Below are 13,801 nucleotides of genomic sequence, written 5' to 3'. Positions count from 1 at the left end.
TCCCGTGTATTAATCCCAAAATGGGACACCAGTTTAGAGAATAAATATGACGAAAATAATACAAAAATGTAAATGAATGTAAACAAAAGGCGGTTTAACCGCCTTTTAATAAAAAATTACTTTTTAGCTAGATATTTTGCGGCTTGCTTAGCAAAGTAGGTTAATATTCCATCGGCTCCTGCACGCTTAAATGCAAGTAAAGATTCCATTATTGTAGCCTCTTCACTTAACCAACCGTTATCAATTGCTGCTTTGTGCATTGCATACTCGCCACTTACCTGATATGCGAAAGTAGGTACACCAAATTCGTCTTTAACACGCCGTACAATATCTAAATAAGGCATACCGGGCTTTACCATAACCATATCAGCGCCTTCTTGTAAGTCTAATGCGACTTCACGTATTGCTTCATCAGAGTTTGCTGGATCCATTTGGTAAGTTTTTTTATCAGCACCTTTTAAGTTACCAGCAGAGCCTACAGCATCTCTAAATGGGCCATAGTAGCTAGATGCGTATTTAGCTGAGTAGGCCATAATTCGAGTATGAATAAACCCATCAGCTTCAAGTGCTTCGCGAATAGCGCCAATACGACCATCCATCATATCAGAAGGGGCAACAACATCAGCACCAGCTTCTGCATGGGAAAGTGCTTGTTTAACTAAAATTTCAGTAGTGACATCATTAATAACATAACCTGAATCATCAATAATACCGTCTTGGCCATGCGTAGTGAAAGGGTCAAGTGCTACATCAGTAATCACACCCAGCTCAGGAAAAGCTTCTTTTAACGCTCTTACGGTGCGTTGTGCTAAGCCATCATCGTTATATGCTTCTTCGGCAAATAATGATTTTTTATCCGCAGGCGTTACTGGAAAAATAGCAACGGCAGGTACGCCAAGTTCAACGAGTTCTTTTGCTTCAACAAGCAGTAAATCAATCGATAGGCGCTCAATACCAGGCATTGATTCAATTACCTCGCGGCGATTTTTACCATCAAGTACAAATACAGGGTAAATTAAATCATTTACGCTAAGCTGGTTTTCAGCCATTAAGCGGCGAGAAAAGTCGCTGCGGCGCATTCTGCGCATGCGAGTATATGGGAAAAGGTCTAATCCTGATTGGGCCATGTTAATATGCTCCTACTGTGGTAATGGAAAAGTAATTACTTGATTACGGCCATGCTGCTTTGCGTAATAAAGTGCTTTGTCGGCGCACTCAGTAAAAATTTGAGGGTTGCTAACATCATCAGCAATACTGGTGTATACACCAGCGCTAATAGTAAATTGAATATCATTATTGGCAACCGTTACTGTACTTACTGAGATATCAGCTCGTATTTTTTCAGCTATGTCTTGTGCGCCTTCACTAGGGGTATTAGGTAATAGCACAACAAATTCTTCACCGCCATAACGGGCAACTTCATCGAGTGGTCGTTTTAAATGGTCTTTTATAAGGTCAGACACTGCTTTAATAACTTGATCGCCAATGATATGGCCGTACGTGTCGTTGATATTTTTAAATCGATCTATATCAAGCATAACAATGCTAAGCGGCGTTTGTTCTCGACGAGAGCGACGAAGCTCCATTACCAGTTTTTTATCAAAAAAGCGTCTGTTTTTTATTCCAGTCAATGCGTCTTCAGTATTTAGTAACTCAAGTGAGCGGTTTTTTTCTTCAAGCTCTCTAAGCGTCACTTGTAATTCAAAGGTGCGCTCGTCCACCTGAGATTCAAGTTCTTGGCGAGTTTTTTCTTGTAATTTTAAGCGCTCTTTAAGTAGTGTATCTTGTGCTGTGTTTTCAGCAATCAAGGTTTGTTGAGCAATCACTTCTTCATCGCGTTGTAAAATAAATAACTTCATTACGCTGTAGCATAAGCAAAAAGTGCAACCAAAAAAGTATGCAAATACAAATGCGAGCGTACTTCTGTCAAAGGCGTATAGGCCCATTACTGCAACAGTAAAATAAAGCATTACCACCAAGAAAAAAACCAATACAAGTAATAGTGCTTTGTTTGGTTTAGAAGGCGTTAAACGCACGCACATAAACGTAGTTACAATATAAAAGCCTAAAACGATTGGAGTAGTGATTAAACAAAATAATGTAACTATGTTGTTTGGAAGTAGCCAAATAAATAATAACGAAATGGCTAAAGCGTTAACTACAACTTTTTGAATAGTTAGCAGAAGAGAGGACCTGGGATGGCAAACTTGCTTCTGCAAAGGCAAAAACAATAAAGTGATAAGCATAAGTAATATAGGGATCATAACTTGCTGTAATGCAGGCAAATTAGGATGAACGTACCTTAAGCCAAAACCACAAATGTAGGCTAATACACTACCTAATGTGAGAGATATAACCCCAGCATAAACAAAATAACCTTTACGTGAAAAACCATATAAAACTATGCAACTCACACCCAAAGAAAATATAAAACCAATCAATAAGCCATAGAGTAAATTGAGTTTTCCTTTGTGTGCCAAATAAGCTTCTGGTTGCCACAGTGTTAAAGGGACTCGCAAGCCTGAGCTATTCGCCACTTTCATTATAATAAGCGTTTCGCTATTTGCAGGGCTGAGCAGTTTAACTAATAAAGATTCACTTTTAATTGTGCGCTTATATAAGGGGTAGGCATCACCAATTTGAGTATAAGAAAGTAATTGCGAGTTATGTAATTGATATACTTGAACGTCGTTTAGCAAAGGATTGTTTAGTGACAATATTTGCTCAGTATTATAACTAAGTGTGTTTTTTATTTTAAATTTTATCCATACAGGACGCTGCTCTAGTCCTAAATTAAGGGGTTTTGCTGTGTTTTTTTGCCACTGTATATGGCTACTTTGTTGTGCACTTAATAGCGACGTTGGTTCAAAAGAGTAATACAGGTTATTAATGTTTTGAGAGTTAAAATCGTGTTTTATTATTACTGGGTTTGCGAAACAGCAAAAAGTGCAAAGGAATACTAATAGGCTTAAAAGTGCCTTTGCATAGGCCATTAACGATCTTCTAAACCAAAAACACGGTGAAAGTTTTCTGTAGTTTTACGGGCCACAACTTCTTCATCTATTTGATAAAGTTGTGCAACCGTTTGACAGATATAAGGAAGCAGGGCAGGTTCATTTTTACGTGATTTAGGTTTTGGTTTAACTGTTCGTGGAATTAAAAATGGTGCATCAGTTTCTATTAATAATCGATCTAGAGGAATGCTAGGCACTAGCTGTTGTAAATCTTTTCCACGCCTTTCATCACATACCCAACCCGTTATACCAATATATAGACCTAAATCTAAATATTGCTTTAGAGCTGCTGAGTTACCCGTAAAGCAGTGGAGTACACCGCGAATACTAAACTCTTTTAAAATACTTAGCATGTCGTCACTTGCATCACGTTCATGCAAGTAAACAGGTAAATCTAATTTCTCTGCAAGTGCTAATTGGCGCCTAAAAACACTACGCTGTACATCGCGAGGCGAAAAGTCGCGGTTATAATCAAGGCCACATTCACCAATAGCAATAACATGCTTATTATTTGCAAGTACAGTTAGTTGTGCTTCTAGCTCATTAGTGGCTGATTTTGCATCATGTGGGTGGATACCCGCCGTAGAATATTGAAGATGCTTTGTTGCAAGTTCAAGTGATTGCTGACTGCTTGCAATATCACAACCAATAATAAGCATATTTGTAACACCCGCTTCATTGGCACGGGTAATTACATCGTGATGCTGCTCATCAAATTGATGATTAGTTAAGTTAACTCCAGCATCAATTAACGTATATGACATTATTTAGTACGTTTAACGCGAATAGAGCGGTTTTCACCGTCAATTTTAAGTAAAAATGAGTTAAAAACACCACGGCTAATTACAATCGTATCGTTCTTTTTCAAGCGCATGCTGTCAGAGCCAATTTGACGCCATTGTTGACCGTTATCTAGCGAAATAATTAACTCGCCGTAAGCAGCTTCTTCAACTGAAGCAACCATCGCTTTAATTTCAGCGTCTTTTTCTGTCTGTGATTTTTTGTACTCTAACCCAAACTCATCAGCTGTTTTTTTCACTTCTGTTGGTGTTGTGGCTACTGCCTGAGGTACATTATTAGCTGTTGGTGGTGTGAGCGTTTTTGTTACTGATGGCTTAACCAGTGACTTACCCGCGATGGTATTATCGTAACAAAGTAAGCGGTTAAAATCGTTTTCAATAAAGCTACATGCTTGTAACGCTTGAGTATTAAACTCTGTTTGCGCAGCAAAAGTCGGTGCGCTTAATAAAACCAATAGTGAGAGTAGTTGTCTTTTCATTTTATTCCTCAGATTCTTTTTGTGGTTTAGCGGTATAAAACTTTGCTAAAATTAGACCTAGCTCAAACAGAAGAAGCATCGGAAATGCTAGCAATGTTTGTGATAATACATCAGGCGGTGTTAAAAACATCGCGACTACAAAAACACCCACGACGATATAAGGGCGCTTTTCTTTTAAGCTTTTTGTTGTTGTTGCGCCACTCCAGCATAGCAACATAATAGCCACTGGAATTTCGAAAGCGACGCCAAATGCAAAAAACAACTTTAATACAAATCCTAGATAACTACTTATGTCAGGTGCAAGTGTCATCATTTCGGGACCGGTACTTGTAAAAAATCCTAAAATAATTGGCAGAACTACAAAGTAACAAAAGGCTATGCCGCCATAAAATAATATTATACTTGAGGCGAGAATAGGCATGAGCATTTTCTTTTCGTGCTGATATAAACCCGGCGCTATAAACCCCCAAACTTGATGCAATATCCATGGAATCGACGCAAATAAAGCGACAAATAAAGTAAGTTTGAAAGGTGCAAAAAAGGGAGCTGTTACATCGGTTGCAATCATGGTTGCAGTACTTGGCAAATGCGAGACTAACGGCTGTGCAACAAAAGCATAAATATCATTCGCAAAATATACTATGGCAATAAAAATAACAAAAATGCTTAGTAGTGCTTTTATTAGCCGATCACGCAACTCAATTAAATGAGCTACAAACCCTGATTTTACTTCCTCAGCCATTATTTTTTATACCATGTAGTAAGTTGACCACAAAGTGAGAAATAAATTTCACTTTTTCTCATCAAGTTGTTGGTTATTTGATGTATCAGATTGTTGTTTCTTGTAGCTGTGAGTAACTGATTCAGCCGCTTTTTGTAGCTCTGTTAGTGAGCTTTGTAACTCAGGGCTTAAATCTTTTAATTCTTGCTGTTCTGCTTTTTTAAGGTTTTCGTGCAGCTCATGGATGCGAAGCTCTTCACTTACTTCGGCTTTTACTGAGTTGGCAAGTGATTTAGCGGTTTTAACCCATTTACTCACTGTTCTAATTGCAACAGGTAAGCGCTCAGGGCCGAGCACCACTAAACCAACAATAAAAATAACAACAAGTTCCCACATGCCCATACTAATTAAACCTTATTGTTATCTTTGTTTTTTTCAGTATCGGTTGAGTTGTCAACAGTGTTTTTTTCTGATTGTTGAATTTGCTCGGATTTCTCTTTCTCGCTCATTTGATCATCTGACATTGCTTTCTTGAAGCCCTTTACAGCGCCCCCAATATCGCCACCCATACCGCGTAGTTTTTTTGTGCCAAAAAGTAAAACTATGATCGCTAAAACAATTAATAATTGCCAAATACTAATACCACCAAAACCCATGGTTTTCTCCAATATATAAAACGGTTAAATGTTTATTTTAAATACTAATTATACGCTCACTAGCGCAAATAGCACCCAGTTTATGCGCTGCGCCATGCCGCTATAAAGCTAATAGCCGATAAGCTTATTGCAAGACTTGCAGCTATTAAATCGTGCTGTAAATAACAAAGTGTTGCCATAATCATTGTAGCACTACCAAATAAACTCAATATTAAAGGTTTATGAGATACCTTTTGTTCTTGCGGTTGAATGTGTGGTGCACGCTTTAAATTTTGGTAAATTAGATCCGGTAACTCGGGCATTTTTTCAGCCCAAAATGGCAAGTTAGCATACATTTGCTTCAGTACTGATAGCGGTCCAACTTGTTGCTTTACCCAGTCTTCTAAAAAGGGCTTAGCTGTTTTCCATAAGTCGAGTTGTGGGTATAGCTGACGCCCCAATCCTTCAACGTATAATAAAGTTTTTTGTAGTAATACTAATTGCGGCTGTACCTGCATGTTAAAACGACGTGCAGTATTAAATAGATTTACGAGTACGTGCCCAAATGAAATTTCAGCCAAAGGTTTATTAAATATAGGCTCGCAAACTGTGCGAATCGCAAATTCAAATTCTTCAATGCTAGTATCTGGTGGTACCCAACCAGAATCAACGTGTAGTTGTGCAACTTGGCGATAATCACGATTAAAAAAGGCGATAAAGTTTTCAGCTAAATAGCGTTTATCTTCTTTGCTTAACGTACCAACAATACCGCAATCAATACCGATATACATTGGGTTTTCAGGGTGCTCTCGAGAGACGAAAATATTACCCGGATGCATGTCGGCATGAAAAAAACTGTCTCTAAACACCTGCGTAAAAAACACTTCTACGCCACGCTCAGCAAGTAATTTCATATTAGTTTTTTGCGCCATAAGTGCATCGGTATCAGAGACGGGTATGCCGTAAATACGCTCCATCACCAGCACATTGCTACGGCTGTAATCACTGTAAACTGCAGGGATGTATAATGAATCAGAGCCTTCAAAATTGCGTTTTAGTTGAATGCCGTTGGCACCTTCTCGCATTAAGTCGAGCTCGTCTAGGAGTGTTTTCTTATATTCTTTAACTACTTCTACAGGACGCAGGCGTTTTGATTCGTTATGTACTTTTGCAAGTACCTTTGCGAGCTTTTCCATTAGCGCTAAATCGGCATTAATTTGCTCATAAATATTGGGTCTAATAACCTTAATTACGACATCTTGCTCAATACTCTGCTCATCAATAAGTTTTGCTGTATGTACTTGCGCTATAGATGCAGAGGCCAGTGGAGTTTGTGAAAACTCACTAAATAATTCACTTATATCGTTAATTTCGAGCGCTTTTTCTATTATTTTTTGTGCAAGTTCGCCTTCAAATGGTTGAACTTGATCTTGCAAAAACGCAAGCTCTAAAGCGATATCATGAGGGAGTAAATCACGACGAGTAGAGAGCATTTGACCAAATTTGATCCAAACAGGACCCAGCTCTTGTAATGCTAAACGTAAACGTAGCCCCGCCGGTTTTTCTTTGTGCTGATTACGCAGCCAAAATAAACTACCACGGGCTATTTTACCAAACCAAGGCACTTTATGCTTTGGAATTAGCTCGTCTAGTCCATAGCTAAGTAACGTTTTGGTGATGTTATACAAACGTGCAGTCGACACAAAAAATCCTTAGCGGGTGTTTGAAGGTAAAAAAGAATTTAAGAGGGCGTTAATGCGTTGCTCAACGGCAGCGACTTGTCCTTTGAGTTCTCTATTTTTTTGTTTAAATTGCTCAAGTTCTAATGGATGAATAGTAATTGCGAGCTCATCTTGGCATAAACTTGTAAGCATGGTACTTATTTTAGTATTGGTTTTGCTGCTCTTTTGTTTTAGTTCTTTTAAGTGCAGGTATAACTGCTGAGCGGGTGCATCGCCAATGTATTTAGAAAGTTGTTCAGGCCAATCAATATCAATACCTGAAAATGCATTGCTATAAGTTTGCGCAATATTTAAATCGCCTTGTAAGTCGAGCTTATCTTGGCGAATTAATTGGGTAAGCATTGCAGGGTTTTTGAGCGCTAAAAGTGTTTCTATATCTGCGCTGATCATACAATCTGCGTTTTCGTTACTTTGGGCACTGTATAAGTGTAATTGATCAGCACTATAAACGAGTTGGATGCTTTGTTGCCAATCTCTTATTTCAACCACTAAGCGCTTATGTTTAACGGCGTTTAGCTTTTGAGATAATTGTGGGTCAAGGCTAAGCGCTTGATTTAGTACACGCTCAATAAGCGAAAGTACAAAATTAGGTAACATAAAAAACTCAGATGACATTGCACCATTATTGCTTTTTGTTATTTTTTCAAGCGCCATAACTGCTAGCCTTAATATTTAAAACCACGATGCAGTGCAACAATTCCGCCTGTGAGGTTTTGGTATGTTGTTTGTTCAAAGCCCGCATCTTCCATCATCGCTTTTAATGTGTCTTGATCTGGATGCATACGAATAGACTCAGCTAAATACTTGTACGATTCACTGTCGTTAGCAACTAGCTTACCCATTGTTGGCAATAAATTAAATGAGTAAAAATCGTAAGCTTTACTAAGTACGTCATGCTCTGGTTTTGAAAACTCTAAAACAAGTAATCTGCCACCTGGCTTTAAAATACGGTACATAGAGCGTAATGCTTTGTCTTTATCGGTAACGTTACGTAAGCCAAAGGCAATAGTGATCACATCAAAGCTATTATCTGGAAATGGCAGCATTTCAGCATTCATTTGTACGTAGTCAATATTGCCTACTAAGCCAAGATTGTGTAGTTTTTCACGACCAACCTTAAGCATAGATGAATTTATATCGCCCAAAACAACTTGACCGGTCTCGCCAACTAGTTGACTAAATTTTGCCGTTAAGTCGCCAGTGCCGCCGGCTAAATCGAGTACATGATGGCCTTTACGAACACCTGAGCTTGCAATAGTTTGACGTTTCCATAAACGATGCACACCAAAAGACATTAAATCATTCATTACATCGTATTTTGCAGCTACTGAGTGAAATACATCAGCAACCATAGAAGCTTTATCGCCCTCGGCTACTGTTTTATAACCAAAATGCGTGGTCTTTTGTTCGGTTTCGTTCATGACTAATCTCTATCGTGACAATAGAGGTTAGTGTACTTTATTGTACGCAGTAGGTGCAATTTGAATATGATTTATCAGGTAATTTATTGCCCTGCAGTGTAGCTACTTTGCCCTAATGACCGCGCTTTAAAAGCCGCATGAGACGCTTTTTTAGCTAACTGGTTAAAATCATCTTCTTGTAGATGTTGAGCAATTCCTAGAGATAAGCCAATACTAGGTAACTTAATCCCTGTTTTTGAACTAACAAAGCGAAGCTTTTCGACTCCATTTCGGACTTTTTCAGCTATAACATTGGCTGTTTCTGGGTCTATATCGGCGAGTAAAACAGTAAATTGATCTTTAGCTGTGCGGCCAGGCAAGCCACTTTGAAAAACATATTTTTGCACTTGTTTAGCTACTTTATTCAAAATAACTTCACCAATTATATCACCGTAATTTTCAGTAAAGTGATCAAGGTTATCTATTTGAATCGCAATGGCGCAAATAGACTTTTTTTGATTAGTCCATACTTGAGTTTGTTGCGTTAAATAATGGCGTTTATAAAGCCCTGTTTGGCTATCAATAATATGTTGTTTACGAAGTTGATTTAGCTGCTTTTTTGTTTTTTCGTGTAGTTGTTTGGCTTTACTTAGTTCTTGCTTAAATTGCTTGTGTTGATTTAGTAATTCGGCGGTTTGATTATGAAGTACTTCAAGCGCTTGACGGCTTTGTTCTATGTTGTTCTCATCTAGTGAATGTACGCATTCGCTCACCTGACCCGCAAAGCGAATTATCTGTTTTTCAGTAGCTTGAGAGTTTTGAGAAAGTGAACTTATAACACCATCAACATTTTGAATCATGTTGACTTGCTCTGTGTGACCGGTATTTAAAAATTCAGCATGGAGCTGTTCAATTAAAACACTGTCTATATTATCTTCAACCGCAATAGCGCGGTCTAAGGCTTTGTTCAGCTCAAGGTTAGTTTGGCTAGTATAGGTATAAACAACTTGATAATTGAGCGGCGTAGGAGAAAGTGCATAGCGCTCTAAAAACACACACACTTTAGTCATCTTCTCTTGTGCAATAGCCATGGAATCATGGAACATCATTTTAAATACCAACTAAGTACGCATAAGTGCAAATTTTAAAATATCTCATTCCATGAGGCGGTTATGCGTCCGAGCTTTTTATTATTTTTTTATACAGTAATCATTATCCGCGCTATTTAAAAGCAAAAACGATAGTTAGGGAACTTAAATTTTACTTTAGCAGCCCAATCGCTGTTTTTCTCATCAATTCGGCTGGTTTTTACTTCTGTTAACGTATGTAGCATTATTTCAATATACTAGTTTGTCTCATTTACTTGCTATTTCTTTAGCCTACGATAGTTTTATGCAATCTATTGCATCATCAAGTTAAATAATAATGAATCTTTTTTTACCAAAAACGCTTCGCCAAACGCTTCTTGGCATAACTGCTTTATGTTCGTTAAGTGCATGTCAAATAACCACACCCAATGCGGATGAGCAGTTTACTCAAGTAGCACAATCTATTGTTCAATATAGAGAAAGTATAAATCCTTATAGCAGTTCAAAAGGGGTTGATGGCTATTTACTTGCCAATTTATCGCCAGAATTTTTAGCAAAGCAGTACAAAAGTAATACTCAATTATTAGCAGACTTAGATGCCGTAGATGCAACTAAGCTTAGTGACGAAAATCAAATTAACTTAAGTATTATTCGTGCTCAGGTGCAAAATAGCGTTGACGAATATGTGTTTAATGCGCATTACATGCCGCTTACATCTGAGTATGGTTTTCACTCCGGTCTGTCGTACATCGTTAACAGTTCTCAATATAAAAAAGAGCAAGATTTAGAGACATACCTTGCACGTTTAGCACAAATCCCCCGCTTTTTTGGGCAAAATATATATTGGATGAAAAAAGGGCTCGAAACAGGTCTCACCCAACCAAAAGCAGTGTTAGAAGGATACGAAGACTCCATAAGTACTTATATTGTTGATGATGTAACTCAATCAGAATTTTATAAACCGTTTTTAGCTAACACTGCCAGTTTAAGTGAGAGTGACTTTTATGCACTTCAACAGCGAGCTAAAGTTGTTTTAAAAAATAAAGTAATACCTGCATATAAAAGCTACTTAACGTTTTTTACTGAGCAATACCAACCGGGCGCCCGCACAAGTATTGGTATTTCAGAAACCCCTAATGGCAAAGCTTTTTATAAAAACCGTGCTAAGCATTACACTACTACCGACATGACACCAAAAGAGATCCACGAGCTAGGCTTAAAAGAAGTTGCTCGCATTCGAGGTGAAATGGAAGCTGTAATAAAAGAAGTTGGTTTTAAAGGCTCATTTGCTGAGTTTATTCACTTTTTACGTACCGACCCACAGTTTTACGCAACAACACCTGAGCAACTTTTAAAAGAAGCATCTTACATTGCTAAAAAAATGGATGCACAGCTGCCTAAGTTATTTCATACCTTACCGCGTAAACCTTATGGCGTGGCACCGGTACCCGCAAGTATTGCCCCTAAATACACAACAGGTCGGTATTCTGGCTCTAATCGAGATGATGAAGCTGGATACTACTGGGTAAATACTTACGCTTTAGATAAGCGCCCTTTGTATGTTTTAGAAGCATTAACATTGCACGAAGCAGTGCCAGGTCATCATTTACAAATATCACTTAATGCAGAGCTTGAAAATTTGCCGAGCTATCGTCGTGATGCTTACCTTTCGGCATTTGGCGAAGGTTGGGGGCTTTACTCTGAATATTTAGGTTTAGAGGCAGGCTTTTATCAAGACCCATATAGCCGTTTTGGTCGCTTAACTTATGAAATGTGGCGAGCAGCACGTTTGGTTGTTGATACAGGGATGCACATGTATGGCTGGAGCCGCGAGCGAGCTATGAACTTTATGAGCGAGAACACCGCGCTTTCGCTGCATAATGTTAAAACAGAAACTGACCGTTATATATCTTGGCCAGCTCAGGCACTGTCATACAAAATTGGTGAGTTAACTATTAAACGTTTACGTGTTGAAGCAGAGCAAGCGCTTGGACCAAATTTTGATATTCGCGAATTTCATCATCAGGTTCTTCGCCATGGTTCAGTGCCCTTGTCAGTATTAGAAACACAGGTACGTTTATATATAAAAAATGAGTTAACTAAGCTGCAAAATTAGCTTTGTAGGGCTTATAAACCTTGAACAAACAAAGGTGTTGTGTCATTTTGACCGCAACACCTTTTTTATACCACAGACCTAGTAATGTAGTTTATTTTAGCGACTCCAATCGTCAAAATATTCACATACTACGCAATAGGTATTATCTAAAAATATAGCCATCAAGGGGCCTTAGATGAGCAATTTCATTATGTTTAGTATTGACGTATTTGCGAGTATTTTTATTATCGCACTTGGGTTAATTGTGCTTACTGTTATTATTTTTTACTTTCGCGATATAACACAAACAAAACATGCTATTAGGCGTAACTACCCAGTAATTGGCCGCTTTCGATATTTTTTTGAACGCCAAGGTGAATTTTTCAGACAATACTTTTTTGCTCTCGATCGAGAAGAAATGCCATTTAACCGCGCTGAGCGCAGTTGGGTTTATCGTGCTGCAAAAGATGTCGATCGCACCGCTGCATTTGGTTCAACACAAAGCTTAGAAGTGACGGGTACGGTTATGTTTATGAACTGTGCTTTTCCTACTTTAGATGAAGAGGCACTTGACCCGAGTAATGTTACTTTAGGTCCGTATTGTAAAACACCTTACACCACTAATTCGTTATTTAATGTGTCGGGCATGAGCTTTGGTGCGCTTTCAAAGCCTGCTGTGCGCGCTTTATCAAAAGGTGCTAAATTAGCGGGTTGCTGGATGAACACAGGTGAAGGGGGCTTAAGCCCTTACCACCTTGAAGGTGGCGCCGATTTGGTATTTCAAATTGGTACAGCTAAATATGGTGCCCGAGACGAGCATGGAAACTTAAGCACCGAAAAACTTAAAGAAATAGCAGCTCACGAACAAGTCAAAATGTTCGAGCTAAAAATGAGCCAAGGTGCAAAACCAGGTAAAGGCGGTATGTTACCAGGGCGCAAAGTTAACGCCGAAATAGCTAAAATTAGGGGTATTCCAGAAGGGCAAGATTCGATTAGCCCAAATGGACACCCTGAAATTAAAAACCCAGCCGATATTCTCGATATGATTGCCACTGTGCGTAATGCCACAGGAAAGCCAACAGGCTTTAAAGCCGTTATTGGTGATTACACCTGGTTAGAAACGTTATTTGCAGAAATAAATCATCGTGGCATTGAGTCGGCACCCGATTTTATAACAATTGATAGTGCTGATGGTGGTACGGGGGCTGCACCGCAGCCGCTTATGGATTCGGTGGGTTTACCTCTTCGCGAAAGCTTGCCGTTTGTAGTTAATATGCTTGAAAAGCACGGGCTTCGAGATCGCGTGAAAATTATTGCATCGGGTAAATTAATCGTACCTTCAAAGGTTGCTTGGGCATTGGCGCTCGGTGCTGATTTTGTTGTATCGGCTCGTGGTCATATGTTTGCACTGGGCTGTATTCAGGCAATGCAATGTAATAAAGATACCTGTCCAACCGGGATCACTACGCATAACGAGCGTTTGCAACGCGGCTTAAATGTAGCTGATAAAGCGCAACGAGTAGCTAACTATAATAAATACATTCATTACGGAGCCGGTTTAATTGCTCACTCATGCGGTGTAACAAGTGCACGAGAGTTGGCTCGTAAGCATGTACGTATAGTGCAAGAAAGTGGGCTTTCAGAGCCGCTTGATAAAATTTATGAAAACTACAAGTAAGTTTTAACTAACTAGAAGGCGCTTATAGCTGTCTCTTGATCACAAGTCTGACTCAAGAGATTTTGCTAAATCGTAGCCTTCCAGGATGGCTTGTAACTTAAGCCATCCTTGCCATAACACTTTCACAGATGCACGCCCTGTGCGCTTGG

General features: G+C 38.9%; 13 protein-coding genes. 2 read left to right on the top strand and 11 right to left on the bottom strand.

The window, feature by feature from the left end; genetic code table 11:
* Positions 1-116: 116 nt before the first annotated feature.
* The 11 genes from hemB to H5161_RS17655 form a co-directional block, all read right to left on the bottom strand.
* The gene (gene hemB / locus H5161_RS17705) at positions 117-1,127 is read right to left on the bottom strand and encodes a porphobilinogen synthase (protein ID WP_024597079.1); all 1,011 of its coding nucleotides are present in this window, start codon (positions 1,125-1,127) and stop codon (positions 117-119) included.
* Positions 1,128-1,139: 12 nt separating this feature from the next.
* Positions 1,140-2,993: a diguanylate cyclase gene (locus tag H5161_RS17700; protein WP_182769769.1), complete on the bottom strand. Its 1,854-nt coding sequence runs from the start codon at positions 2,991-2,993 to the stop codon at positions 1,140-1,142.
* Positions 2,993-3,778, bottom strand: coding sequence for a TatD family hydrolase (locus H5161_RS17695; protein ID WP_154903832.1), 786 nt, complete (start codon positions 3,776-3,778; stop codon positions 2,993-2,995). Before H5161_RS17695 ends, H5161_RS17700 begins: the two co-directional genes overlap by 1 nt.
* Positions 3,778-4,293, bottom strand: coding sequence for a hypothetical protein (locus H5161_RS17690; protein ID WP_182769768.1), 516 nt, complete (start codon positions 4,291-4,293; stop codon positions 3,778-3,780). The genes H5161_RS17695 and H5161_RS17690 overlap by 1 nt, the downstream gene beginning before the upstream one ends.
* A 1-nt stretch (position 4,294) precedes the next feature.
* Positions 4,295-5,035 carry a twin-arginine translocase subunit TatC gene (gene tatC, locus H5161_RS17685; protein WP_004334958.1) on the bottom strand — a complete coding sequence of 247 codons (741 nt, stop codon included), beginning with the start codon at positions 5,033-5,035 and terminating at the stop codon, positions 4,295-4,297.
* A gap of 48 nt (positions 5,036-5,083) precedes the next feature.
* Positions 5,084-5,416 carry a Sec-independent protein translocase protein TatB gene (gene tatB, locus H5161_RS17680; RefSeq protein WP_024597077.1) on the bottom strand — a complete coding sequence of 111 codons (333 nt, stop codon included), beginning with the start codon at positions 5,414-5,416 and terminating at the stop codon, positions 5,084-5,086.
* A gap of 5 nt (positions 5,417-5,421) precedes the next feature.
* Positions 5,422-5,670 carry a Sec-independent protein translocase subunit TatA gene (gene tatA / locus H5161_RS17675; RefSeq protein WP_182769767.1) on the bottom strand — a complete coding sequence of 83 codons (249 nt, stop codon included), beginning with the start codon at positions 5,668-5,670 and terminating at the stop codon, positions 5,422-5,424.
* A gap of 80 nt (positions 5,671-5,750) precedes the next feature.
* A complete protein-coding gene (gene ubiB, locus H5161_RS17670) occupies positions 5,751-7,352 on the bottom strand; it encodes a ubiquinone biosynthesis regulatory protein kinase UbiB (protein ID WP_182769766.1) in 1,602 nt (533 codons plus the stop codon).
* Positions 7,353-7,361: 9 nt separating this feature from the next.
* On the bottom strand, positions 7,362-8,045 hold the full coding sequence (locus H5161_RS17665) for an SCP2 domain-containing protein (protein ID WP_004334950.1): 684 nt from the start codon (positions 8,043-8,045) through the stop codon (positions 7,362-7,364).
* A gap of 11 nt (positions 8,046-8,056) precedes the next feature.
* Positions 8,057-8,812, bottom strand: a complete 756-nt coding sequence (gene ubiE, locus H5161_RS17660; RefSeq protein ID WP_024597074.1) for a bifunctional demethylmenaquinone methyltransferase/2-methoxy-6-polyprenyl-1,4-benzoquinol methylase UbiE — start codon at positions 8,810-8,812, stop codon at positions 8,057-8,059.
* Positions 8,813-8,895: 83 nt separating this feature from the next.
* The gene (locus H5161_RS17655) at positions 8,896-9,882 is read right to left on the bottom strand and encodes a GGDEF domain-containing protein (protein ID WP_004334947.1); all 987 of its coding nucleotides are present in this window, start codon (positions 9,880-9,882) and stop codon (positions 8,896-8,898) included.
* Positions 9,883-10,216: 334 nt separating this feature from the next.
* Here H5161_RS17655 and H5161_RS17650 point away from each other — a divergent pair, with 334 nt between their 5' ends.
* Both H5161_RS17650 and H5161_RS17645 read left to right on the top strand, forming a co-directional pair.
* A complete protein-coding gene (locus H5161_RS17650; protein WP_182692482.1) occupies positions 10,217-11,995 on the top strand; it encodes a DUF885 family protein in 1,779 nt (592 codons plus the stop codon).
* 175 nt (positions 11,996-12,170) lie between these two features.
* Positions 12,171-13,652, top strand: coding sequence for an FMN-binding glutamate synthase family protein (locus H5161_RS17645; protein ID WP_182769765.1), 1,482 nt, complete (start codon positions 12,171-12,173; stop codon positions 13,650-13,652).
* Positions 13,653-13,801: the final 149 nt, after the last annotated feature.

The sequence above is a fragment of the Pseudoalteromonas sp. SG43-5 genome, assembly GCF_014164345.1.
GTDB classification, from domain to species: Bacteria; Pseudomonadota; Gammaproteobacteria; order Enterobacterales; family Alteromonadaceae; genus Pseudoalteromonas; species Pseudoalteromonas distincta.
Note: the sequence above shows the minus strand (reverse complement) of the source record. Positions and strands in the feature narration are given on the sequence as shown.

What these genes read in the sequence shown, in the direction of transcription:
- hemB (WP_024597079.1), bottom strand. Translation starts at nt 1,127, where the DNA reads ATGGCCCAATCAGGATTAGACCTTTTCCCATATACTCGCATGCGCAGA.
- H5161_RS17700 (WP_182769769.1), bottom strand. Translation starts at nt 2,993, where the DNA reads ATGGCCTATGCAAAGGCACTTTTAAGCCTATTAGTATTCCTTTGCACT.
- H5161_RS17695 (WP_154903832.1), bottom strand. Translation starts at nt 3,778, where the DNA reads ATGTCATATACGTTAATTGATGCTGGAGTTAACTTAACTAATCATCAA.
- H5161_RS17690 (WP_182769768.1), bottom strand. Translation starts at nt 4,293, where the DNA reads ATGAAAAGACAACTACTCTCACTATTGGTTTTATTAAGCGCACCGACT.
- tatC (WP_004334958.1), bottom strand. Translation starts at nt 5,035, where the DNA reads ATGGCTGAGGAAGTAAAATCAGGGTTTGTAGCTCATTTAATTGAGTTG.
- tatB (WP_024597077.1), bottom strand. Translation starts at nt 5,416, where the DNA reads ATGGGCATGTGGGAACTTGTTGTTATTTTTATTGTTGGTTTAGTGGTG.
- tatA (WP_182769767.1), bottom strand. Translation starts at nt 5,670, where the DNA reads ATGGGTTTTGGTGGTATTAGTATTTGGCAATTATTAATTGTTTTAGCG.
- H5161_RS17665 (WP_004334950.1), bottom strand. Translation starts at nt 8,045, where the DNA reads ATGGCGCTTGAAAAAATAACAAAAAGCAATAATGGTGCAATGTCATCT.
- ubiE (WP_024597074.1), bottom strand. Translation starts at nt 8,812, where the DNA reads ATGAACGAAACCGAACAAAAGACCACGCATTTTGGTTATAAAACAGTA.
- H5161_RS17655 (WP_004334947.1), bottom strand. Translation starts at nt 9,882, where the DNA reads ATGGCTATTGCACAAGAGAAGATGACTAAAGTGTGTGTGTTTTTAGAG.
- H5161_RS17650 (WP_182692482.1), top strand. Translation starts at nt 10,217, where the DNA reads ATGAATCTTTTTTTACCAAAAACGCTTCGCCAAACGCTTCTTGGCATA.
- H5161_RS17645 (WP_182769765.1), top strand. Translation starts at nt 12,171, where the DNA reads ATGAGCAATTTCATTATGTTTAGTATTGACGTATTTGCGAGTATTTTT.